The sequence below is a fragment of the Bacillus cereus group sp. MYBK101-2 genome (assembly GCF_051918845.1).
Taxonomy (GTDB): domain Bacteria; phylum Bacillota; class Bacilli; order Bacillales; family Bacillaceae_G; genus Bacillus_A; species Bacillus_A paranthracis.
This window is the reverse complement of sequence record NZ_JBQAIE010000023.1, coordinates 24,411-48,518: the sequence shown is the minus strand read 5'-3', so window position 1 is coordinate 48,518 and position 24,108 is coordinate 24,411. Positions and strand designations below refer to the sequence as shown.

The following is a 24,108-nucleotide window of genomic DNA, read 5'->3' as shown; positions in this document are numbered from 1 at the left end:
GGCAGAGAGGTCACACCCGTTCCCATACCGAACACGGAAGTTAAGCTCTCTAGCGCCGATGGTAGTTGGGACCTTGTCCCTGTGAGAGTAGGACGTCGCCAAGCAACTAAAAACACAAGTCTTTTGACTTGTGTTTTTTTGTGTTTTCAAACAGTATGCAAAAAGAAGTAATGGTAATACAAACACGTTGCCCAAGGATGAATCATATTATATAAGAAATCGATGTATATTTTTCTGTAAATTGTTAAGGAATAGAAGTATAAAATATGTCCATTTAAATTAAATAGGGAGGGAAAGATATGAAATCACAAAACGAAGTTTGTATTGTTTGTGAGACAGAAAGAAAAGAAGGGATATATGTTTATAATAATTTAATATGTTATGAATGTGAAAAGGACATGGTGAATACAGAAACAAATGATCCGAAGTATATATATTATTTAAAACAGCTTCGGAAATTAGAAGTATCATATTTTTAAATAGGCATATGCCTATTATTTTTTTTGTTCTGTATAATAGAGAAAGAATGAAATAATAAGGAAGAGATATAGATGAATCAAAATCGCATACCTTTATATGAAGCATTAATAGAGTTTAAAGAAAGAAGGCCGTTATCCTTTCATGTTCCAGGTCATAAAAATGGTTTAAACTTCCCTCAAGGGGCAGTAGAGGAGTTTAAAGATATACTATCTATCGATGTAACTGAGTTATCAGGGTTAGATGATTTACATAGTCCGTTTGAATGTATAGATGAGGCACAACAATTATTAGCTGATGTATATGGAGTGAACAAAAGTTATTTTTTAATTAATGGTTCAACAGTCGGGAACTTAGCAATGATTTTGTCTTGCTGTAGGGAACATGATATTGTTCTTGTACAAAGAAATTGTCATAAATCAATTATTAATGGTTTAAAATTAGCAGGAGCAAATCCAATTTTTTTAGATCCATGGATTGATGAAGCTTATAACGTACCCGTGGGAATTCATGATGAGATTATTAAGGAAGCAATTGAAAAATATCCAAATGCGAAAGCACTTATTTTAACACATCCTAATTATTATGGTATGGGGATGGATTTAGAGGCAAGCATTGCTTATGCACATGCACATAAAATTCCTGTGTTAGTAGATGAAGCGCATGGAGCTCATTTTTGTTTAGGTGGGGCATTTCCAAAGTCAGCTTTAGCATATGGTGCAGATATTGTAGTTCATTCCGCACATAAAACATTACCTGCGATGACGATGGGATCCTATTTACATATAAATAGCCGCTTAGTGAAAGAAGAAAAAGTTTCTACTTATTTAAGTATGCTACAATCTAGTAGTCCATCGTATCCAATTATGGCTTCCCTTGATATTGCACGCTTTACGATAGCGCGTATAAAAGAAAAGGGACATGATGAAATTGTCGAGTTTTTACAGAAATTTAAAGAAGAATTGTCTTCTATCCCACAATTAGCTATTTTACAATATCCATTACAAGACGAGCTAAAAGTTACCATACAGACGCGTTGTCAGTTATCAGGATACGAATTACAGTCCGTATTAGAAAAGGTTGGTATATATACCGAAATGGCAGATCCATATAATGTCTTATTTATTTTGCCTTTGCAAGTAAATAAGAAGTATATGAAGGCTATAGAGATGATCCGGGCGGCATTGCAACCTTATGAGGTGAAAGACAAGACGGAATCTATTCGTTATACTTATAAAGGAGAAATTTCTCCCCTGCCGTATACATATAAACAACTGGAAGGATATGAAACAAAAGTAGTATCTGTAGAAGAAGCAGTTGGGATGATAGCGGCGGAAATGGTAATTCCATATCCACCTGGTATTCCATTGATTATGTATGGAGAAAGAATTACTTCAGAACATAAAGAGCAAATTATGCATTTAGAGAGAGCAGGCGCTCGTTTTCAAGGTAGCACGAAATATATGAAAGTGTATGATATAGAAAGTAGGTTTTAGGATGAAGGGATTATTTGTAACAATTGAGGGGCCAGAAGGTTCGGGTAAAACAACGTTAATTCAAGGTTTATTGCCATACTTTGAACAAAAGGAACAAAAGGTAATGGCGACAAGAGAACCAGGTGGTATTGCGATTTCTGAGGAGATTAGAACGATTTTACATAAGCAAGAATATACGATGATGGAAGCACGTACAGAGGCACTTTTATATGCCGCTGCACGTAGACAACATTTAGTGGAAAAAGTTATGCCGGCACTTGATGAGGATTACCTTGTATTATGTGATCGTTTTATAGATAGCTCTTTAGCGTATCAAGGCTATGCAAGAGGGTTAGGTATGGATAAAGTATTTGAAATCAATCGTTTCGCAACAGAAGACTGCATGCCTAGTTTAACAATTTACCTAGACATTGAACCCGAGGTTGGTTTAGCTCGAATTGCAAAAGATGCAGGACGTGAAGTGAATCGGTTAGATATGGAAGATATCACTTTCCATAAACGTGTGCGTGAAGGGTATTTACAAGTTGTAGAACGTTTCTCGGATCGTATTGTATTAGTAAATGCTGATCAACCAATGGAAAAACTTATAGAAGAAGTTATTCAAGTTATAGAAGATAAATTGTTATAATAGAAGGAAAGAATGAAATAAGTGAGGTATGCATTATGACGAAGACGTGGGAGCAGCTTTCTGCTATACAACCCATCGGTGTAAAAATGTTGATGAATAGCATCGCAAAAGAGCGTATATCCCACGCTTACTTATTAGAGGGAGGGAAAGGGACAGGAAAGTTTGCGACAGCAATTCAAATGGCAAAGAGTTTCCTCTGTTCTCAGCGGAATGGGGTAGAGCCTTGTCATGTATGTACAAATTGTAAGCGAATTGATTCAGGTAACCACCCAAACTTACATATTGTAAAACCAGACGGATTGTCTATTAAGAAGCAGCAAATTCATGATTTACAAGAAGAGTTTTCAAAAACAGGATTAGAAGCAAATAAAAAAGTATATGTTATTGAGCACGCAGACCGTATGACAGCAAATGCGGCGAATACACTGTTGAAATTTTTAGAAGAACCAAGTAGTGATACAACAGCTATTTTACTTACTGAACAAAGTCATCAAATTTTAAATACGATTTTATCTCGTTGTCAAGTTGTTACATTTAGACCGTTACCTACGGAATCTTTAATTAGAAGATTACAGGATGAAGGTGTTACGACATCTTTATCGACACTTGCTGCACAACTCACAAATAGTTTTGATGAAGCTTTGGCTTTATGTAGTGATGAATGGTTTGCACAAGCACGAGCTTTAGTGATAAAATTATGTGAAGCGCTCGAAAAAGATAAAGCCTCTATTTTTTTTGTACAAGAAAAATGGGGAAAACACTTTGGAGAGAAAGAACAATTACAGCAAGGTTTAGATATGTTACTCCTTATTTATAAGGATTTATTATATGTTCAACTTGGAGAAGAAGATCGTCTTGTTTTTCATGAGCAGAAAGAGATGTTTGAATCTTTCTCCTACGCTCAGAAGCGCATTGTATCAGCTCTCTTTAATATATTAGAGGCAAAAAATAGAATCAACGCTAATGTAAATGCGCAGCTTGTGTTCGAACAGTTAGTGTTGCGGTTGCAGGAGGGATGACCGTTTTGTATGATGTAGTAGGTGTTCGCTTTAAGAAGGCCGGAAAGGTGTATTACTTTGATCCGAATCAGTTCGATATCTCTGAAAATGAGTTTGTAATTGTAGAAACGGTAAGAGGTATTGAATACGGAAAAGTAGTTATTACCAAAAAGCAAGTTGATGAAAACGACGTTGTATTACCACTAAAAAAGGTTATTCGCATTGCAAATGAAAACGATCGTACCATTGTTGAAGAGAACAAACATGCTGCAAAAGAGGCATATCAAGTTTGTCAGCAAAAGGTAGTAGAACATAATCTTGATATGAAACTTGTAGATGTAGAGTATACGTTCGATCGCAATAAAATTATTTTCTACTTTACTGCGGATGGTCGGATTGATTTTCGCGAACTAGTGAAGGACTTAGCAGCAATTTTTAGGACAAGAATTGAACTAAGACAAATCGGTGTTCGTGATGAAGCGAAAATGCTTGGTGGTATTGGTCCATGTGGTCGTATGCTTTGTTGTTCTACTTTTTTAGGGGATTTTGAACCTGTATCCATTAAGATGGCAAAGGATCAAAATTTATCATTAAATCCTGCAAAAATCTCTGGTTTATGTGGTCGCTTAATGTGTTGCTTAAAATATGAGAACGATGAATATGAGGCAGCAAAGGAACAACTTCCTGATTTAGATCAACGTATACAAACCCCGGATGGTACTGGCCGTGTTATCGGATTAAATATTTTAGAAAGATTAATTCAAGTGGAACTAGTAGACAAGGAACGGATAGTAGAATATACGTTAGATGAGTTAGTGAATAAAGGGGTCGTTTCGAGTCAAACCACAGATTAATGAGGTGGGTGCTTGTGGAGAAAAAAGATATTTTTGCATCGGTTTCTAGTATGGAAGAGCAAATTGGACATTTATACAAACAGTTGGGAGAATTAAAACAACATCTTGCAGAGTTACTGGAAGAAAACCAACATATAAAAATGGAAAATGAAAATTTGCGACACCGCTTTGAAGAAGTACAGATTAAAGAAAAACAAAAAACTCAAAAACGTAAAGAAGTGAAGCCGAAGACAGATATTGGTGAAGGCTACGATAATTTAGCAAGACTATATCAAGAAGGTTTTCATATTTGTAATCTGCATTATGGAAGTGTACGTAAAGAGGGAGATTGTTTATTCTGCCTGTCATTTTTAAATAAAAAGTGAAATTACCTTTCCAATAATAATTGGAAAGGTAATTTTTTATACATGAGAGTGGAATCGAATATGTTTTTTATTAGTAGAAGATGAAATAGGGTAGGTTAAGTGTAAGAAAAGGAGCAACATATGAATTTATACGAAGATGAACGTTTAGATTACTTATTAGCACAAGATTTGAAGATTATACAAAGCCCATCAGTATTTAATTTCTCGTTAGATGCTGTTTTACTTGCAGACTTTGCTTGGGTGCCAATTCAAAAAGGTAATTTACTTGATTTGTGTACAGGTAATGCAGTTGTACCCCTTCTATTAAGTACAAGGACGAAAGGGAATATTACTGGTGTAGAAATTCAAGAACGCTTATATGATATGGGAATAAGAAGTGTCCAATACAATAAGTTGGAAGAAAGAATTCACTTAATACACGGGGATTTGAAAGATATGCCGGAGAAACTTGGGCGTCATCAATATGATGTTGTCACATGTAATCCGCCTTATTTCCAAACACCTGCAACCTCTGAAAAAAATATGAATGAACATTTAGCGATAGCTCGTCATGAAATTATGTGTACACTAGAGGATGTTGTATCTGCAAGTAGTCAGCTAGTAAAGCAAGGCGGGAAAGTAGCATTTGTACATCGTCCAGGTCGTTTATTAGATATTGTTACATTAATGCGTAAATACAAAATTGAACCGAAGCGTGTACGATTTGTTTATCCTAAGGCAGGGAAAGAAGCGAATACATTGTTAATTGAAGGAATTAAGGACGGAAACGCAGATTTAAAAATATTGCCACCTCTTTTTGTATATGAAGAAAATAATGAATATACAAAGGAGATTCGTTCTATTTTATATGGAGAAGAATAAGCATTGTTTTTACGTAGTGGAGTGCTCTGATGGAAGTTACTATGCTGGATATACAAATCATATAGAGAAGCGGATTGAGACCCATAATAGCGGAAAAGGGGCTAAGTATACGCGTGCTAGACTTCCTGTTGCTTTAAAATACGTAGAATTTCATGAAGATAAGCGTACAGCTATGCAAGCAGAGTATTATTTTAAGCAATTAAATAGAAAACAAAAAGAAGAATATATGCAAAAAGGAGAACGCTATGTGGCAACAAAAAAGCTTTCAACAAAGTGAAAAGGGAGTTTTATATTTAGTACCAACTCCTATTGGAAATTTAGAAGATATGACATTTCGTGCAATCCGAATTTTAAAAGAAGCGGATTTAATTGCTGCTGAAGATACGAGACAAACGAAAAAACTTTGTAATTATTTTGAAATTGAAACGCCTGTTATGAGTTACCACGAGCATAATAAAGAAGTAAGTGGAAAGAAAATATTAGAGAAGTTAGATGAAGGAAAGACTGTAGCGCTTGTTAGTGACGCTGGTATGCCGTGTATTTCCGATCCAGGCTATGATATTGTTGTCGAGGCGGTAGCTGAGCAATATCATGTAATCCCGCTTCCTGGGGCAAATGCAGCCCTTACAGCATTAATTGCATCAGGACTTGAAACAAAACAGTTTTATTTCTATGGGTTTTTACAAAGAAATAAAAAAGAAAGAAAAATGGAGTTAGAGAAGCTTCGTTACATACAAACTACAATGATGTTTTATGAAGCGCCTCACCGCCTGGATGATACTTTAATCTCGATGCAAGAAGTATTGGGAAATAGAGAAATCGTATTATGCCGAGAGTTAACGAAAAAATTCGAGGAATTTATTCGAGGAACAGTTGAAGAAGCAATTGAGTGGACGAAACAAAATGAAGTTCGTGGTGAGTTTTGTATTTTAGTAGCTGGTTCAACGGAAGAACCTGCTCCAGAAGAAAAATGGTGGGGATCTATTTCAGTATATAATCATATTGAACATTATATAAACGAAAAAGGTATGAATTCAAAAGAGGCGATAAAAACAGTCGCTAAAGATCGAGATTTGTCGAAACGCGATGTATATCAAATCTATCATGTCGATAAAAAATAAGCTTCTCATAATTGAGAAGCTTATTTTGCTGTTTCGATATAATCTTGAAGCTCGTTTAAGATTTGCTCAGCGCCTTCTTTGCTTAAGATAATTTTACCTTCAGCTAAAGATAGGTTACCATCAGATACTTCACCAGTTACTTGGCAAGTCATGTTTGGCTTATATTTTTTTAAGATGATTTTCTCGTCATCAACATAGATTTCAAGAGCATCCTTTTCTGCAATACCTAAAGTACGGCGTAATTCGATCGGAATTACTACACGACCTAATTCATCAACTTTACGAACGATACCAGTAGATTTCATAATTCTTTTCCTCCTAAAGAAATAGTTTATAAGTTTCGAGTCTATTTTTAGATTCGTCATTTTTCGACAAAATACCCTATGGACATATGATACCAATCATTTACATTTCCGTCAATTCTTTAATTCTATATTTTTTAAAAAGATTTATAGATTTCTTACTTCTTATATATAATAGAATTTGAGTAATTTCTACTATTATTTCACTTTATTTTCGGAAAAATCAAGAAATTATAGGTAATGACTGTATATTTTCTTGAAATATGAGTAATAGATGATAAATATAAAAATATGAACTTGTTTTTATCCTGCATTAACGAGTAGTAAGATTCTAAATTTTAAATTCGGCTGGGCCAAGGAAGTTAAGTGGAAGTCGGATTGCTCGTAAAAGTCCGATTGGTGTGGGTTGATAATCCGTGGGAATGAACAAGACCCTCACAGATTAAAGTTTCACTTTATATATAAGTTTTTGATATACTATTTATAAATACATATGAGGTTATCCGGGAGGTCCAAAACAATGACAAAGGAAAACAAATCCTTTTATATTACTACCCCAATTTATTATCCAAGTGGAAAATTACACATTGGACATGCTTATACAACAGTAGCAGGAGATGCGATGGCACGATATAAGCGTATGCAAGGATATAATGTTCATTATTTAACAGGAACTGATGAGCATGGACAGAAGATCCAAAAGAAAGCAGAAGAATTAAATGTTACACCACAAGCATATGTGGATAACATCGTTGCAGGAATTAAAGAACTTTGGGAGAAGATGGATATCTCCTATGATGACTTTATCCGTACAACGGAAGATCGTCATAAAGACGTTGTCGAAAAAATCTTCAAGCAACTAGTAGATCAAGGTGATATTTATCTTGATGAATATGAAGGTTGGTATTCTGTACAAGATGAGACATTCTATACAGAGCATCAATTAGTAGATCCAATTATGGAAGGTGACAAAGTAGTTGGGGGAAAAAGTCCAGACAGTGGTCATGATGTAGAACTTGTTCGTGAAGAATCATATTTCTTTAGAATGGGTAAATATGTTGACAGACTATTAAAGTTCTATGAAGAGAATCCACATTTCATTCAGCCAGAGTCTCGTAAGAATGAAATGATTAATAACTTTATTAAACCAGGATTGGAAGATTTAGCAGTTTCCCGTACTTCATTTGACTGGGGAGTTCGTGTTCCAGGTAATCCGAAACACGTTATTTATGTATGGGTTGACGCATTATCTAACTACATTACAGCATTAGGTTATGGAACAGAAAATGAAGAGATGTATAAGAAGTTCTGGCCAGCAGATGTGCATTTAGTTGGAAAAGAAATCGTTCGTTTCCATACGATTTATTGGCCAATCATTTTAATGGCATTAGATTTACCTCTTCCGAAAAAAGTCTTTGCTCACGGTTGGATTTTAATGAAGGATGGAAAGATGAGTAAGTCAAAAGGAAACGTAGTAGATCCAGTTACATTAATCGATCGTTACGGATTAGATGCATTACGTTATTACTTACTTCGTGAAGTTCCATTTGGATCTGATGGCGTATTCACACCAGAAGGATTTGTGGAGCGTATTAATTTCGATTTAGCAAATGACTTAGGTAACCTATTAAATCGTACAGTAGCTATGATTGATAAGTACTTTAACGGAGAAATTCCTGCATTTAAAGCAAATGTAACGGAATTTGATGAAACGTTAGTAACGTTTGCACAGGATACATTGAAAAAAGTGGAAGAAGCAATGGAGAACATGGAATTCTCTGTAGCTCTAAGTTCAATTTGGCAATTGATTAGCCGTACGAATAAATATATTGACGAAACACAACCGTGGGTATTAGCGAAAGATGAGAATGATCGCGAAAAGTTAGCCTCTGTAATGGCTCACTTAGCAGAAGTACTTCGTCAAACAGGTATTATGCTTATGCCATTCTTAACAGTAGCACCAAGCAAGATGTTCGCTCAGCTTGGCCTTACTGAAGAAGCACATACATCTTGGGAAAGCCTGTCTACAATTGGATGCATTCCAGCTGGAACAAAAGTAGAAAAAGGAAACCCGATTTTCCCTCGTTTAGAAATGGAAGTAGAGGTAGCGTACATTAAAGAACAAATGAAAGCCTCTGCTCCTAAAGTAGAAGAGAAAAAAGAAGAAGAACCGAAGGCAGAAGAAATTACAATTGATGATTTCTTTAAAGTAGAATTACGCGTAGCTGAAGTTCTATCGGCGGAACCTGTGAAAAAAGCAGACAAGTTGTTAAAAATTCAACTAGACTTAGGCACAGAAAAACGTCAAGTGGTTTCTGGAATTGCAAAATTTTATTCGCCGGAAGATTTAAAAGGTAAAAAAGTTATTTGTGTAACAAACTTAAAACCTGTAAAATTACGCGGTGAATTATCACAAGGTATGATCTTAGCGGGTGAAGAGAATGGCGTATTGTCATTAGCATCGATTGACCAAAATCTACCAAATGGTACAAAAATTAAGTAATTAAGACAAGAAAAGAGATGTTTCACGTGTAACATGTGTGAAGCGTCTTTTTTCTTTTTACACTCTCAATTTTTGCATTAAGATTGTAGTATTGTTATCGTTAAGTTATAAAAGAGCTTATTTGCGTAGAATAAATTTGATTTCAATATAAAAGGAGTTATGTATGATGTTGTTTGATACACATTCACATTTGAATGCAGAGCAATTTGAAGAAGACTTACAAGAAGTTATTGCCCGAATGAAAGAAGCGGGGGTTACTTATACAGTTGTTGTTGGTTTTGATGAAGTAACGATAAAAAAGGCGATTGAATTAGCTGAAGCCTATGATTTTATTTATGCCGCGGTTGGATGGCATCCAGTTGATGCAATCGACATGACAGAAGAGCATTTAGCTTGGTTAGAAGAACTTGCTTCTCATCCTAAAGTCGTTGCACTTGGAGAAATGGGCTTAGACTATCACTGGGATAAGTCTCCAAAAGAAATACAGAAAGAAGTATTCCGTAAACAAATTGCATTAGCGAAAAAAGTAAAATTACCGATTATTATACATAACCGCGATGCAACTCAAGATATTGTTGATATTCTAGAAGAAGAGAATGCAGATGAAGTAGGAGGTATTATGCATTGCTTTAGCGGTAGCGTAGAGGTAGCAGAGCGATGTGTTGATATGAACTTTTTAATTTCGTTAGGTGGACCGGTTACGTTTAAAAACGCTAAGAAACCGAAAGAAGTTGCTACGGAGATTCCATTAGAGAAATTATTAATAGAGACGGATTGTCCGTATTTAACACCGCATCCATTTCGCGGGAAACGAAATGAACCAAGTTATGTAAAACTCGTAGCAGAAGAAATTGCGAACTTAAAAGGAATTTCTTATGAAGAGGTAGCGGAAGTAACAACTAAGAATGCAAAAGCTTTATTTGGTGTCGAATAAAAAGAATGGGGGAGCCCATTCTTTTTATTTTTTGAGAAACAGAATAGTAGAAGTGGTAGAGAAAACGAGGGTGAATGAGTAAGTGTTACAATAAGGAGAGAGAACAAAGTTTTGGACATTCTATTTTTTAAAATGTAACAATGGGGAAAATAATAATGGAAAAGTCGTCATTTTTTTGTTTTACTAAGTAGAGACGAAACGAGTGTGGAGGCAAGCATGAAAATTAAAGAGATTATCGTTGTAGAAGGTAAAGATGATACAGTCGCGATTAAGCGTGCTGTTGATGCGGATACAATTGAAACGAACGGTTCAGCAATCGGTGATCATGTTATTGAACAAGTTAAATTAGCGCTGCAAAAACGAGGCGTTATTATTTTCACAGATCCGGATTATCCTGGAGAGCGTATTCGAAAAATTATTTCTGATAAGGTGCCTGGATGTAAACATGCTTTTTTACCGAAGGAAGAAGCACTTGCTAAGAGGAAAAAAGGTGTCGGGATTGAACATGCTTCTAATGAATCAATTCGCCGTGCTTTAGAGAATATACATGAAGAAATGGAAGCTTACACAAGTGAAATCAGTTGGAGCGATTTAGTCGATGCAGGTTTAGTGGGCGGAGAAATGGCAAAGAGTCGCAGAGAAAGAATGGGTAAGCTATTAAAGATTGGTTATACAAACGCAAAACAGTTACATAAACGTTTACAAATGTTTCAAGTTTCAAAAGAATCATTTGCAGAAGCTTATAAGCAAGTCATACAGGAGGAAAGAAAATGAAGGATATCGCAACGCCAAATCGTACGAAAGATATTGTTGAAAAGTATGGATTTTCATTCAAAAAAAGTTTAGGACAAAATTTTTTAATTGATACGAATGTATTAAATCGTATCGTTGATCACGCTGAAATTGGTTCAGAAAGTGGTGCAATTGAAATTGGACCAGGTATCGGTGCATTAACAGAACAATTAGCGAAGCGTGCTAAAAAAGTAGTGGCTTTTGAAATTGATCAAAGGTTATTACCGATTTTAGATGAGACGTTAGCTCCATATGGCAACGTTACTGTTATCAATAAAGATGTACTAAAGGCAGATGTACATGAGGTGTTTAGTGAGCAATTTGAAGAAGGGCAAGATGTAATGGTAGTAGCTAACTTACCATACTATATTACGACGCCAATTTTATTTAAATTGCTGGAAGAGAAATTACCGGTTCGTGGATTCGTTGTTATGATGCAAAAAGAAGTTGGGGATCGTTTAGCGGCTAAGCCTGGAACGAAAGAGTATGGTTCTTTATCCATTGCTATTCAGTATTATACAGAGGTAGAAACAGTTATGACTGTACCGCGTACAGTGTTTGTGCCACAACCGAATGTTGATTCTGCAATTATTCGCCTCCTAAAGCGTCCTAAACCAGTGGTAGAGGTAACAGATGAGACATTCTTCTTTGAAGTAGTACGAGCAAGTTTTGCACAGCGTCGTAAAACTCTAATGAATAATTTATCAAATAATTTAAATGGTTTCCCGAAAGATAAAGAGCTGTTGGATCGGATTTTAACAGAAGTAGGAATTGATCCAAAACGAAGAGGCGAAACGCTATCTATCGAAGAGTTTGCGACATTAAGTAATGCATTAGTTCTTCATAAGTTATCATAAGGGTACAAAAGGGACAGTTCAATTTGAACTGTCCCTTTTGTCACCTTTCTCCTCCTAAATTCATACTTTAAAAACAGGTAAGATGGCCTAACGAGTTTGGAGGTAGGAGAATGGCTTTACATGTTGGAGAATTAGTGGAACGATATTCTCATAATAGGGATATCCTTTTTCGTATTATAGAAATAAAAGGCGAGATAGCTATATTGTTTGGAGAGGAAATTAGATTAGTGGCAGATGCGCCACTTGAAGATTTAATTAGTATAGATCAACGAGAACATAAAAAGAGAGCAAAGCGTGAGAAAGAAACAATGGAGCGGACGTATCGTTTGTTTCAACAAGATTACGTATTAATGAAACAAAGGCATGAACACACTTCAACTGGTGGATATACAAGTGAAGTGAATTATTTTCAAATGCCAGGACGTGTATTGCACATAGATGGAGACCCCTTATATTTGCGCAAGTGCCTAGATTTATATAATAAAATTGGTGTTCCTGTACAAGGTATTCATTGTAAAGAGACGGAGATGCATGAAAAGGTAGTAGATTTAATAGACCATTTTCGCCCGGACATTTTAGTTATTACAGGGCACGATGCGTATACAAAATCAAAAGGTGTAAAGGGAGATTTAGCAGCATATAGGCATTCAAGGCATTTTGTACAGGCTGTTCGAGAAGTGAGAAAAAAATATCCATCATTGGATCAACTCGTTATTTTTGCTGGGGCATGTCAATCACACTTTGAAGCATTAATTCGAGCGGGCGCTAATTTTGCTAGTTCCCCATCTAGAATTAATATTCACGCACTAGATCCTGTATATGTGGTTGGTAAAATTAGTTTTACGTCATTTATGGAAAGGGTTAATGTATGGGATGTTGTACGTAATACGATTACTGGTGAAAAGGGACTTGGCGGGATTGAGACAAGGGGGATTTTACGAACTGGCTTACCTTTTCAACATTATGAAGAATAAGCAAGGTACATATGTATCTTGCTTTTTTGTATGGAGAGGATTTAAATCTGTTTGGATAAAAAGAGACAAGAACGCACAGACTACATAATGATACTTTTACAATATAGTATTTCTTCTATCTATTCGAACGCATGATGCTTTTATAATGATATTGTCTGTGAGTTGCGGTTAATAATTGGGATAGATATATCGTGTTTTAAGTGTTCAATCTAAATTACAGCGAGGTGTAACGAAGTATATGTCAAAACGTTTAGATGAAATTAAAAGCGAATTAGATCACCATCTTGGACAGAGACTGATGTTAAAGGCAAACAGTGGGAGAAGAAAAACTGTAGAACAATCAGGTGTACTTGCAGAAACGTACCGTTCTGTTTTTGTTGTACAACTGGATCAACAAGAAGATACGTTGCAACGTGTGTCGTATAGTTATGCGGATGTTTTAACAGAGACAGTAGAGTTAACATTTTATGGTGAACCTCATAATGAAGTGATTTTATAATTCATGTATCGTTACATATATTCCCACAAATGAAAAGCTATATTATTTTGCATACTAATGATACCGTAGCAAAATAAGGAGGGACTCTGCATTGAGTAGACGAAGAGGTGTCATGTCGAATCAATTTAAAGAAGAGCTTGCAAAAGAGTTGGGCTTTTATGATGTTGTTCAGAAAGAAGGATGGGGCGGAATTCGTGCGAAAGATGCTGGTAACATGGTGAAACGTGCTATAGAAATTGCAGAACAGCAATTAATGAAACAAAACCAGTAGTTGTAAGATACTTTCTATGCTACGGTAGCCGAGGAGTGATTCCTCGGCTTTTTGTACTATAAAAAGTGCCATCATTTTACATAAGTAGTTTCATTCTGAATGCTTTTCGTTATAATTAGGGAAGTGTCATCGTCTTACTATAAATTTATGGTAAAATAAACGATAAAAGATTGAGTACATAGAGTGGGTGAATAGATTGAAGCTACTAGTGAAAGCACCAGCAAAGATTAATCTGTCGTTAGATGTACTGGGAAAAAGACAAGACGGATATCATGAAGTGAAAATGATTATGACAACAATTGATTTAGCGGATCGTTTAGAACTAATGGAATTAGCAGAAGACCGTATTGAAATTTTATCCCATAATCGGTATGTCCCAGACGACCAAAGAAATCTGGCTTATCAAGCAGCGAAATTATTAAAAGAGAAGTTTAATGTGAAAAAAGGCGTATCTATTACTATTGAAAAAACGATTCCAGTAGCAGCTGGATTAGCGGGTGGAAGTAGTGATGCAGCAGCGACATTACGTGGTCTTAATAAATTATGGAATTTAGGGCTTACAATTGATCAGTTAGCAGAGCTTGGCGCAGAAATTGGATCAGACGTATCGTTTTGTGTATATGGTGGGACAGCAATTGCCACTGGAAGAGGAGAGCAGATTGAGCACATAAAAACTCCACCTTCTTGTTGGGTTATTTTAGCAAAACCCCATATTGGTGTATCTACTGCTGATGTGTATGGAAATTTAAAGTTAAATCGGGTTACACATCCAAATGTAGATAAAATGGTGGATGTCATAAATGCTGGAGACTACAAAGGGATTTGTGATACTGTTGGTAACGTTTTAGAAGATGTAACGTTTGCGATGCATCCTGAAGTTGCACGTATTAAGGCACAGATGAAGCGATTTGGAGCAGATGCTGTATTAATGAGTGGTAGTGGTCCAACTGTATTCGGTCTGGTGCACCATGATTCACGAATGCATCGTATATATAACGGATTAAAAGGATTTTGTGAACAAGTATACGCAGTACGTTTATTAGGAGAGCGAGAAACGCTTGAATAAAGACGTATAATACGTTATGATTTGTTTAGAATATTCGTGATTTGAGGTGAGAGTATGAAAATTAGACGAAGTACAAGATTAGTCGATATGACGTATTACTTGTTACAAAACCCTCGTCAGCTAGTTTCTCTCACTTTTTTTGCTGAAAGGTATCAATCAGCTAAGTCTTCTATTAGTGAAGATTTAGTTATTATTAAGCAAACGTTTGAACAACAAGGGGTCGGCACATTGCAAACGATACCAGGAGCAGCAGGAGGAGTGAAATATATACCATATATAAGTGAAGAAGAGGCAGATCTAATTATCGGTGAGCTTTGTAGCTTATTTGAAAATCCAGATCGTATTTTGCCTGGTGGTTACTTATATATGACAGATCTTTTAAGTAATCCTCGTCATATTAATGGCGCAGGTCGTTTGTTTGCTTCTGTTTTTGCTAGGCAACCAATTGATGCAGTTATGACGGTCGCAACGAAGGGTATTCCACTTGCATATGCAGTGGCGAACTATTTAGATGTACCGGTAGTGATTGCAAGAAAAGATAATAAGGTAACAGAAGGCCCCACTGTTAGTATTAACTATGTATCAGGTTCTTCTAAGCGAATTCAAACAATGACGTTAGCAAAGCGTAGCCTTCCAGAAGGATCAAATGTTTTAATTATTGATGACTTCATGAAAGCTGGCGGGACAATTCAAGGTATGATGAGTATGTTAGAAGAGTTTAAGGCTAATGTTGTTGGTATTGGTGTATTAGTAGAGTCCACGGATATTGAAGAAAGACTAATTAATAACTTTGTATCATTGATTCGTCTATCAGAAGTTGATGTGAAAGAAAAAGCGATTCAAGTGGAAAAGGGAAATTATTCACTGGCACCATTTGATGAAGGGCTTGTAGAGGCTGAGTAAAAAGATAAAGCAAATAGCTTTATCTTTTTTTATTCTATTTATAAATTATAAAATAGATGGACAAACTGCTTTTCGTGCACTATTTTTAAAGAGTAAAAATAAATAATAAAAGGGTGAAAAGTATGAAAGTTGTTCAAACAAACAATGCACCACAAGCAATTGGACCATATTCACAAGGGATTATTGTAAATAATATTTTTTACAGTTCAGGACAAATTCCGTTAACTGCAAGTGGAGAGCTTGTAGCAGGAGACGTAACAGTACAAACAGAGCAAGTATTTCAAAATTTACAAGCAGTATTAGAAGAAGCAGGTGCTTCATTTGATACGGTAGTAAAAACAACAGTATTCTTAAAAGATATGGATGATTTTAATGCTGTTAATGAAGTATATGGATCTTATTTCTCTGCTCATAAGCCAGCTCGTTCTTGTGTACAAGTAGCAAAATTACCGAAAGATGTTTCAGTTGAAATCGAAGTAATTGCCCTAGTTAAGTAATTCTTTGTAAGCGATAACCTCTACTAATCTCTATATTCAATTACATTAAAAATTTTTATCTTAAAAATTTTTAAAAAATTAAAGGGAAAATAGAAATTTTGTGGAATTTATACAAATATATCGCTTATTTAGAAAAGGGTGGTGAACACAAGATGGAAGTGACTGACGTAAGATTACGCCGCGTAAACACAGAAGGCCGCATGAGAGCAATTGCCTCTATTACTCTAGACCATGAATTTGTTGTTCATGATATTCGTGTAATTGATGGTAATAATGGATTATTTGTAGCAATGCCAAGTAAACGTACTCCAGATGGAGAATTCCGTGACATTGCACATCCAATTAATTCTGGTACACGCTCTAAAATTCAAGATGCGGTTTTAACAGAGTATCATCGTTTAGGCGAGTTAGAAGAGGTTGAGTTTGAAGAAGCAGGTGCTTCGTAAAATTCGAATGAAAAGGGCTTTTTAGAGAAAGCCCTATAATTTTGTAACAAACTCCTGTAAGCATTTACAGGGGTTTGTTTTTTTGTGGTTATATACATTCCTATGTCCGGAAAATTCTAAATTCAACAAAGTGAAGAGATAAACTTCTAATTTTTTCAAAATCATTTTAAATAGTATAGCTTATTTCTTAAAAAAGATACTAAAGAGTAAAACATCTTATAAGAATTATGGTAAAATTTAATAGTTAAAATGTGTTTCTTGAAATATATGATGATTTAGGATAATATCGTTAATGGATAAATAGGTTGCGATGGAGGGTCTATATGTCAAACAGATTTGCAGTGATTCTAGCGGCAGGTAAAGGCACACGTATGAAGTCTAAGCTATACAAGGTGCTTCATCCTGTATGTGGAAAACCTATGGTACAACATGTTGTCGATCAAGTATCTCAATTAGGATTGCAGAAACTTGTAACAGTCGTAGGACATGGTGCTGAAATGGTACAAGAACAGCTAGGAAACGTAAGTGAGTTTGCATTACAAGCAGAACAACTTGGTACAGCACATGCTGTAGATCAAGCTGCAAGTGTACTTGCAAACGAAGAAGGAACAACTTTAGTTATTTGTGGTGATACACCGCTAATAACTGCTGAAACGATGGAAGCATTACTTCAGCAACATAAAGAAGCAGGGGCAATGGCAACGGTATTAACAGCTTACATAGAAGAACCTGCTGGATATGGTCGTATCGTTCGTAATGAGAATGGTCATGTTGAAAAGATTGTTGAGCATAAGGATGCAAATGAGAAAGAATTAGCTATTAAAGAAATCAATACAGGTACGTATTGTTTTGATAATAAAGCTTTATTTGCTTCACTTTCTAAAGTTTCAAATGATAACGTACAAGGTGAATATTACCTGCCAGATGTTATTGAAATTTTAAAAAATGAAGGTCATATTGTATCAGCTTATCAAACAGAGCACTTCGATGAAACGTTAGGTGTTAACGACAGAGTCGCTCTATCGCAAGCGGAAATTATTATGAAAAACCGTATCAACCGAAAGAACATGGTAAATGGTGTTACTATTATTGATCCAAGTAACACGTATATTTCTGCTGATGCAATTATCGGTAGTGATACAGTTCTTCATCCAGGAACAATTATTGAGGGGAACACTGTAATCGGTTCTGATTGTGAGATTGGACCGCATACAGTAATTCGCGATAGTGAAATTGGAGATCGTACGACAATTCGTCAATCTACTGTACATGATAGTAAGCTTGGTACAGAAGTATCGGTTGGCCCATTTGCACATATTCGCCCAGATTCAGTTATTGGAGATGAAGTACGCGTTGGAAACTTCGTGGAAATCAAAAAAACTGTTTTTGGTAATAGAAGTAAAGCTTCACACTTAAGTTATATCGGGGATGCACAAGTTGGAGAAGACGTGAATCTTGGTTGTGGTTCAATTACGGTGAACTATGACGGTAAGAATAAATTCAAAACTGTGATTGGTAACGGGGTATTTATTGGATGTAATTCAAACCTTGTTGCTCCTGTAACAGTTGAAGACGGTGCTTATGTGGCAGCAGGCTCTACAATTACAGAGAATGTTCCATCAAAAGCATTGTCTGTAGCACGTGCACGTCAAGTTAACAAAGAAGACTATGTTGATCAATTGCTGAATAAGAAAAAATCATAATGTGGAGGGTTAATCTAGATGTCGACTCAATATCTAAATTCTAATTTGAAAGTATTCTCTTTAAACTCTAATAAGGAACTTGCTGAGCAAATTGCAAAGCATATTGGAGTAGGACTAGGAAAATGTTCTGTTGATCGTTTTAGTGATGGAGAAGTTCAAATTAACATTGAAGAAAGTATCCGTGGTTGCGATGTATTCATTATTCAATCTACAAGCTTCCCAGTAAACGAACATATCATGGAATTACTTATTATGATCGATGCATTAAAGCGTGCATCTGCAAAAACAATTAATATTGTTATTCCTTACTATGGTTATGCGCGTCAAGACCGTAAAGCGCGTTCTCGTGAACCAATTACATCGAAACTTGTAGCAAACTTGCTTGAAACAGCAGGTGCAACTCGTGTAATCACTCTAGATTTACATGCTCCACAAATTCAAGGGTTCTTTGATATCCCAATCGACCACCTAATGGGTGTACCGATTCTTTCAGATTACTTTGAAACAAAAGGTCTTAAAGATATCGTAATCGTGTCACCTGACCACGGTGGGGTAACTCGTGCTAGAAAAATGGCAGATCGCCTAAAAGCACCGATCGCTATTATTGATAAGCGTCGTCCTCGTCCGAACGTATCTGAGGTAATGAACATTATCGGTAATATTGAAGGTAAAACAGCAATTTTAATTGATGACATCATTGATACAGCTGGTACAATTACATTAGCAGCAAACGCTCTTGTTGAGAACGGTGCTTCTGAAGTATATGCTTGCTGTACACACCCAGTATTATCTGGTCCAGCAATTGAGCGCATCCAAAACTCAAATATTAAAGAGTTAGTTGTAACGAACTCTATCGTATTACCAGAAGAGAAGAAAATCGACAAAGTACATGAACTTTCAGTTGCTCCACTAATCGGAGAAGCAATCATTCGTGTATACGAAGAAGAATCTGTAAGTGTATTATTCAATTAATTGGATAGAATGAGACGTAACCAAGATTGGTTACGTCTTTTCGTATCGAAAAAAGAAAGTAGTGGTACAAGAATGAAATTGATAGTAGGACTTGGGAACCCGGGTAGAGAATATGAATTAACAAGGCATAATATTGGATTTATGGCGATTGATGAACTTGCAAAGCGTTGGAATATTTCTTTGAACGAACAAAAGTTTAAAGGAGTATTTGGTGCAGGATTTGTTAATGGAGAAAAAGTAATCTTATTAAAGCCACTTACATATATGAATTTATCTGGGGAAAGTATTCGTCCACTAATGGATTACTATAAAATTGATGTAGAGGACTTCGTTGTTCTGTACGACGATTTAGACATTCCTGTAGGTAAATTACGCCTTCGTATGAAAGGCAGTGCGGGTGGACATAATGGTGTGAAATCAACAATTTCACATTTAGGAACACAAGAGTTTCAACGTATCCGCATGGGAATCGATCGTCCGAAAAATGGAATGAAGGTAGTAGATTACGTATTAGGACGTTTTACATCAGAAGAGATTCCTGATGTAAATCATTCTATTGAAAAAGCAGCAGATGCATGTGAAGAATGGTTAAATAAACCTTTTCTTCAAATTATGAATACTTTCAATAGTTAAGGGTACGATTGGGAATATTTTATTTTGTTTTTACCCATACTAGCAGTAATTGGATTTTTAGGAGGCTAGTATGGAAGGGTATTATTATTGCAGACATTGCGGGAGTAATGTAGGCTCCGTTACCGCAGAAAAAGTATATAGCGACGTTTTATTTCAACTAACAGAGCAAGAAGTAGTAGAAATGATTCATTTTCATGAGAATGGAAATATATATATAAAAACGATTTGTGAATTGTGTCAAGAAACGCTCGCATCTTATCCTGAGTATTATGAATATGAAAAATTTCTGCAATAAAATGTTGTCGCTTTGGCATGTCCAAAGCATTTTTCTGTTTTCTTTTTCCGAAATATTTGCATAAAATATAGTGGCTTGCTCTTTTATGTTGAGAGGGGTTTTGAAAATGATAGGTTTATTAGAGCAATTTTATAAAAATGAAGAGATCCAATCGGTCATTAATGGATTAGAAGATGGGTTAAAAGAGCAACTTGTATCAGGTATGGCAACCTCTTCTCGTTCGTTATTAATGGCGGCCTTATATAAAAAAACAAAAAAATCACAACTTATTGTGACGCATAATTTATATCAAGCACAAAAAGTACATGAAGATTTAGTGGCGTTACTTGGTGAAAAAGATGTATGGCTATATCCAGTAAATGAATTGATAGCATCAGAACTTGGTGTTGCAAGCCCAGAATTGAAGGCGCAACGTATTGAAGTGTTAAATCGCTTAGCTGCAGGAGAACATGGGATTATTGTAGCACCAGTTGCAGGACTACGCAGATTTTTACCAATGAAAGAGTTGTGGAAGCAAAGGCAAATCGAAATCAATCTAGGGCAAGAGATTGATTTAGATACATTCTTGCATACTTTACATCATATCGGCTATGAGCGTAAGTCTATGGTAGAAGCTCCTGGAGAATTTAGTTTACGCGGGGGAATATTAGATATTTATCCACTAACTGAAGAGCTACCATTTCGTATTGAATTTTTCGATACAGAAGTTGATTCTATTCGATTATTTGATGTGGATGAACAGCGCTCTCAAGATAAAAAAGAAAGTGTTAGATTTGGTCCAGCAACAGAGTTTTTATTTTCGCAGGAAGAATTGAAATCAGGAATTAAGCATCTTGAAGAAGGTCTGACTAAGACGATGCAAAAACTTTCTGATGATAAGTTGAAGACTACAGTGCTTGAGACGGTAAGTCATGAAATTGAGATGTTAAAAAACGGGCAAAGTATAGAACAGATGTTTAAATATTTATCTATTTTCTATAACGAACCTGCTAGTCTGATAGATTATTTACCAGAAGATGGTGTTGTGATTTTAGATGAGATTTCACGTATTCAAGAAACAGCATCACATCTTGAAACGGAAGAGGCGGAATGGTATATATCCCTTCTCGGTGAGGGAACAATCATTCAAGATTTATCTTTCTCTCATTCGTTTGAAGAATTTCTTCATCATAAAAAAAGAAGTTTTGTATATTTAACGTTATTCTTACGTCATATAGCACATACACATCCGCAAAACATTGTGAATGTGACATGTAAAACAATGCAAGATTTCCATGGGCAGATGCAGTTGTTGAAAACTGAAATTGATAGATGGAACGAAGGGCATTTTACGACTGTTGTGTTAGGTACAGATGATGAACGTGTGAAAAAACTACAACATATTTTAAGTGATTATGATATTGAGGCAGATATTGTAGAAGGCACAGATATATTATTGCCTGGAAGGCTACAAATTGCTGTAGGTGATTTACATGCAGGATTTGAAATGCCGATGCAAAAGCTTGTTGTCATTACTGAAAAAGAGCTTTTCCATAAGAAAGTTAAAAAATCACAACGTAAGCAAAAGTTATCGAATGCTGAGCGTATTAAAAGTTATTCGGAATTAAAAGTTGGGGATTATGTAGTTCATGTAAATCATGGTATAGGTAAATTCTTAGGTATTGAAACATTAGAGATTAACGGTGTTCATAAAGATTATTTGAATATTAAATATCAAGGTAATGATAAGTTATACGTTCCAATTGAACAAATTGACCAAGTGCAAAAATATGTAGGATCTGAGGGTAAGGATCCGAAAGTTTATAAATTGGGTGGAAATGATTGGAAGAAGGTCAAAACGAAAGTTGAAAAATCTGTACAAGACATTGCGGATGACCTAATTAAACTATATGCTGAGCGCGAAGCTTCAAAGGGTTATGCATATACACCGGATACGGCAGAACAACAAGAATTCGAGTCCTCTTTCCCGTATCAAGAGACAGAGGATCAATTACGTTCTATTGAAGAGATTAAAAAGGATATGGAACGTGGACGTCCGATGGATAGGCTTCTTTGTGGTGATGTAGGATATGGAAAGACGGAAGTAGCTATTCGTGCGGCGTTTAAAGCAATTATGGATGAAAAACAAGTTGCAATTTTAGTGCCGACAACGATCCTTGCACAACAACACTATGAAACAATTCGAGAGCGTTTTCAAGATTATCCAATCAATATAGGATTATTAAGTAGATTCCGTACGAGAAAGCAGCAAAATGAAACAATTAAAGGTTTAAAAGATGGCACAGTAGATATTGTAATCGGAACGCACCGTATTTTATCTAAAGATGTTACTTATAAAGATTTAGGTCTTCTTATTATTGATGAAGAACAAAGATTTGGTGTAACGCATAAAGAAAAAATTAAACAATTAAAAGCAAATGTTGACGTATTAACATTAACGGCAACTCCGATTCCGCGTACGCTCCATATGTCTATGCTTGGTGTGCGTGATTTATCTGTTATTGAGACGCCGCCGGAAAATCGTTTCCCGGTTCAAACATATGTAGTAGAGTATAATCCAGCATTAATGCGAGAAGCGATAGAACGGGAGCTTGCAAGAGGTGGTCAAGTTTACTTCCTATATAATCGTGTAGAGGATATCGAACGAAAAGCAGATGAAATTTCGATGTTAGTTCCAGATGCGCGTGTAACTTATGCACATGGGAAAATGAACGAGAGTGAATTAGAGTCTGTTATGCTATCGTTTTTAGAAGGACAGCATGATGTTCTTGTAAGCACAACGATTATTGAGACGGGTGTAGATATTCCAAATGTAAATACATTAATTGTATTTGATGCAGATCGTATGGGATTATCGCAGTTGTATCAGCTTCGTGGGCGTGTTGGACGTTCTAATCGTGTTGCATATGCTTACTTTGCATACAAACGGGATAAAGTGTTATCGGAAGTTGCGGAGAAGCGCCTGCAAGCCATTAAGGAGTTCACAGAGCTTGGATCTGGTTTCAAAATTGCGATGCGAGATTTATCAATTCGTGGTGCTGGTAACTTGTTAGGAGCCGAACAACATGGATTTATTGATTCTGTCGGATTTGATTTATATTCTCAAATGTTAAAAGATGCAATTGAACAGCGTAGGGGAACAGACGGAGTTGAAAATACAGTTAATGTTGAAATTGATTTAGAAGTAGATGCATATTTACCGGATGCTTATATTTCTGATAGTAAACAAAAAATTATGATGTATAAACAGTTTAGAGGTGTTTCTGCAATTGAGGATATTGAAGAGTTGCAGGAAGAGATGATAGATAGATTTGGTGATTACCCGCAAGAAGTTGGTTACTTATTGCAAATCGCAAATATTAAAGTATTAGCAATGAAAGAACAAATTGAATTAATTAAGCAAAATAAATTTGAAGTAACAATTCTGTTCTCAGAACAAGCGAGTCAAAACATTGATGGCGGAAAATTATTTATGCTTGGAAATAGTTTTGGACGAATGATCGGTCTAGGAATGGAAGGATCACAATTGAAAATCGTCATGAAAACAAATGGCTTAGAGACATCGAAGTGGTTAACAATTGCTGAAAATTTATTAAAAGGCTTGCCAGATGTAAAAAAAGAAGTCATAAATGCCTAATATTAGATAAAAAAATGCAATTCG

The 24,108-nt window shown here is 35.7% G+C and carries 26 protein-coding genes and 1 rRNA gene; 26 read left to right on the top strand and 1 reads right to left on the bottom strand.

Features of this window, described 5'->3' with window-relative positions; all coding sequences use genetic code 11:
• The 10 genes from rrf to rsmI form a co-directional block, all read left to right on the top strand.
• A 5S ribosomal RNA gene (gene rrf / locus ACTFSI_RS26565) occupies window positions 1-104 on the top strand; the annotation flags it as partial.
• Window positions 105-299: 195 nt separating this feature from the next.
• Window positions 300-479 (top strand): sigma factor G inhibitor Gin, encoded by a 180-nt coding sequence (locus ACTFSI_RS26560; RefSeq protein ID WP_000842028.1) that lies wholly within the window; start codon window positions 300-302, stop codon window positions 477-479.
• Window positions 480-551: 72 nt separating this feature from the next.
• Window positions 552-1,973 (top strand): aminotransferase class I/II-fold pyridoxal phosphate-dependent enzyme, encoded by a 1,422-nt coding sequence (locus tag ACTFSI_RS26555; protein WP_001075285.1) that lies wholly within the window; start codon window positions 552-554, stop codon window positions 1,971-1,973.
• A 1-nt stretch (window position 1,974) separates the two neighbouring features.
• Window positions 1,975-2,601, top strand: a complete 627-nt coding sequence (gene tmk / locus ACTFSI_RS26550) for a dTMP kinase (RefSeq protein ID WP_000677231.1) — start codon at window positions 1,975-1,977, stop codon at window positions 2,599-2,601.
• 35 nt (window positions 2,602-2,636) lie between these two features.
• A complete protein-coding gene (gene holB, locus ACTFSI_RS26545; protein WP_000169574.1) occupies window positions 2,637-3,620 on the top strand; it encodes a DNA polymerase III subunit delta' in 984 nt (327 codons plus the stop codon).
• A gap of 5 nt (window positions 3,621-3,625) precedes the next feature.
• Window positions 3,626-4,453, top strand: a complete 828-nt coding sequence (locus ACTFSI_RS26540) for a PSP1 domain-containing protein (RefSeq protein ID WP_440045755.1) — start codon at window positions 3,626-3,628, stop codon at window positions 4,451-4,453.
• A 14-nt stretch (window positions 4,454-4,467) separates the two neighbouring features.
• Window positions 4,468-4,818 carry a DNA replication initiation control protein YabA gene (gene yabA / locus ACTFSI_RS26535; protein WP_000412056.1) on the top strand — a complete coding sequence of 117 codons (351 nt, stop codon included), beginning with the start codon at window positions 4,468-4,470 and terminating at the stop codon, window positions 4,816-4,818.
• A 120-nt stretch (window positions 4,819-4,938) separates the two neighbouring features.
• Window positions 4,939-5,679: a tRNA1(Val) (adenine(37)-N6)-methyltransferase gene (locus ACTFSI_RS26530; protein WP_001055351.1), complete on the top strand. Its 741-nt coding sequence runs from the start codon at window positions 4,939-4,941 to the stop codon at window positions 5,677-5,679.
• A complete protein-coding gene (locus ACTFSI_RS26525; RefSeq protein ID WP_000414340.1) occupies window positions 5,666-5,956 on the top strand; it encodes a GIY-YIG nuclease family protein in 291 nt (96 codons plus the stop codon). Before ACTFSI_RS26530 ends, ACTFSI_RS26525 begins: the two co-directional genes overlap by 14 nt.
• The gene (gene rsmI / locus ACTFSI_RS26520) at window positions 5,925-6,800 is read left to right on the top strand and encodes a 16S rRNA (cytidine(1402)-2'-O)-methyltransferase (protein ID WP_000267829.1); all 876 of its coding nucleotides are present in this window, start codon (window positions 5,925-5,927) and stop codon (window positions 6,798-6,800) included. Before ACTFSI_RS26525 ends, rsmI begins: the two co-directional genes overlap by 32 nt.
• Window positions 6,801-6,820: 20 nt before the next feature.
• Here rsmI and ACTFSI_RS26515 read toward each other — a convergent pair whose 3' ends face one another.
• On the bottom strand, window positions 6,821-7,105 hold the full coding sequence (locus ACTFSI_RS26515) for an AbrB/MazE/SpoVT family DNA-binding domain-containing protein (RefSeq protein WP_000843036.1): 285 nt from the start codon (window positions 7,103-7,105) through the stop codon (window positions 6,821-6,823).
• Between the two features lie 517 nt (window positions 7,106-7,622).
• Here ACTFSI_RS26515 and metG point away from each other — a divergent pair.
• The 16 genes from metG (at window position 7,623) to mfd (ending at window position 24,084) form a co-directional block, all read left to right on the top strand.
• A complete protein-coding gene (metG, locus tag ACTFSI_RS26510; RefSeq protein WP_000159677.1) occupies window positions 7,623-9,605 on the top strand; it encodes a methionine--tRNA ligase in 1,983 nt (660 codons plus the stop codon).
• 166 nt (window positions 9,606-9,771) lie between these two features.
• A complete protein-coding gene (locus ACTFSI_RS26505; RefSeq protein WP_070805065.1) occupies window positions 9,772-10,539 on the top strand; it encodes a TatD family hydrolase in 768 nt (255 codons plus the stop codon).
• Between the two features lie 216 nt (window positions 10,540-10,755).
• Window positions 10,756-11,313, top strand: a complete 558-nt coding sequence (gene rnmV / locus ACTFSI_RS26500; RefSeq protein ID WP_000692830.1) for a ribonuclease M5 — start codon at window positions 10,756-10,758, stop codon at window positions 11,311-11,313.
• Window positions 11,310-12,188, top strand: coding sequence for a 16S rRNA (adenine(1518)-N(6)/adenine(1519)-N(6))-dimethyltransferase RsmA (gene rsmA, locus ACTFSI_RS26495; RefSeq protein ID WP_000651552.1), 879 nt, complete (start codon window positions 11,310-11,312; stop codon window positions 12,186-12,188). The genes rnmV and rsmA overlap by 4 nt, the downstream gene beginning before the upstream one ends.
• Before the next feature lie 110 nt (window positions 12,189-12,298).
• On the top strand, window positions 12,299-13,162 hold the full coding sequence (gene yabG, locus ACTFSI_RS26490; RefSeq protein ID WP_001173738.1) for a sporulation peptidase YabG: 864 nt from the start codon (window positions 12,299-12,301) through the stop codon (window positions 13,160-13,162).
• Window positions 13,163-13,400: 238 nt separating this feature from the next.
• Window positions 13,401-13,661, top strand: a complete 261-nt coding sequence (gene veg / locus ACTFSI_RS26485) for a biofilm formation stimulator Veg (protein WP_000044350.1) — start codon at window positions 13,401-13,403, stop codon at window positions 13,659-13,661.
• A 91-nt stretch (window positions 13,662-13,752) separates the two neighbouring features.
• Window positions 13,753-13,932, top strand: a complete 180-nt coding sequence (sspF, locus tag ACTFSI_RS26480; protein ID WP_001985066.1) for an acid-soluble spore protein SspF — start codon at window positions 13,753-13,755, stop codon at window positions 13,930-13,932.
• A 196-nt stretch (window positions 13,933-14,128) separates the two neighbouring features.
• Window positions 14,129-14,998: a 4-(cytidine 5'-diphospho)-2-C-methyl-D-erythritol kinase gene (gene ispE / locus ACTFSI_RS26475; RefSeq protein ID WP_000772094.1), complete on the top strand. Its 870-nt coding sequence runs from the start codon at window positions 14,129-14,131 to the stop codon at window positions 14,996-14,998.
• 54 nt (window positions 14,999-15,052) lie between these two features.
• Window positions 15,053-15,901 (top strand): pur operon repressor, encoded by an 849-nt coding sequence (gene purR / locus ACTFSI_RS26470; protein WP_000702473.1) that lies wholly within the window; start codon window positions 15,053-15,055, stop codon window positions 15,899-15,901.
• Window positions 15,902-16,023: 122 nt separating this feature from the next.
• A complete protein-coding gene (locus tag ACTFSI_RS26465) occupies window positions 16,024-16,398 on the top strand; it encodes a RidA family protein (protein ID WP_070805066.1) in 375 nt (124 codons plus the stop codon).
• Window positions 16,399-16,550: 152 nt separating this feature from the next.
• The gene (gene spoVG / locus ACTFSI_RS26460) at window positions 16,551-16,844 is read left to right on the top strand and encodes a septation regulator SpoVG (protein WP_000454041.1); all 294 of its coding nucleotides are present in this window, start codon (window positions 16,551-16,553) and stop codon (window positions 16,842-16,844) included.
• Between the two features lie 323 nt (window positions 16,845-17,167).
• Window positions 17,168-18,547, top strand: a complete 1,380-nt coding sequence (gene glmU, locus ACTFSI_RS26455; RefSeq protein WP_000071036.1) for a bifunctional UDP-N-acetylglucosamine diphosphorylase/glucosamine-1-phosphate N-acetyltransferase GlmU — start codon at window positions 17,168-17,170, stop codon at window positions 18,545-18,547.
• 18 nt (window positions 18,548-18,565) lie between these two features.
• On the top strand, window positions 18,566-19,519 hold the full coding sequence (locus ACTFSI_RS26450) for a ribose-phosphate diphosphokinase (RefSeq protein WP_000107420.1): 954 nt from the start codon (window positions 18,566-18,568) through the stop codon (window positions 19,517-19,519).
• 72 nt (window positions 19,520-19,591) lie between these two features.
• Window positions 19,592-20,152 carry an aminoacyl-tRNA hydrolase gene (pth, locus tag ACTFSI_RS26445; RefSeq protein ID WP_001979768.1) on the top strand — a complete coding sequence of 187 codons (561 nt, stop codon included), beginning with the start codon at window positions 19,592-19,594 and terminating at the stop codon, window positions 20,150-20,152.
• A gap of 70 nt (window positions 20,153-20,222) precedes the next feature.
• Window positions 20,223-20,447, top strand: a complete 225-nt coding sequence (locus ACTFSI_RS26440; protein ID WP_000399440.1) for an anti-sigma-F factor Fin — start codon at window positions 20,223-20,225, stop codon at window positions 20,445-20,447.
• 106 nt (window positions 20,448-20,553) lie between these two features.
• On the top strand, window positions 20,554-24,084 hold the full coding sequence (mfd, locus tag ACTFSI_RS26435) for a transcription-repair coupling factor (RefSeq protein WP_000579710.1): 3,531 nt from the start codon (window positions 20,554-20,556) through the stop codon (window positions 24,082-24,084).
• The last annotated feature ends 24 nt before the right edge of the window (window positions 24,085-24,108 follow it).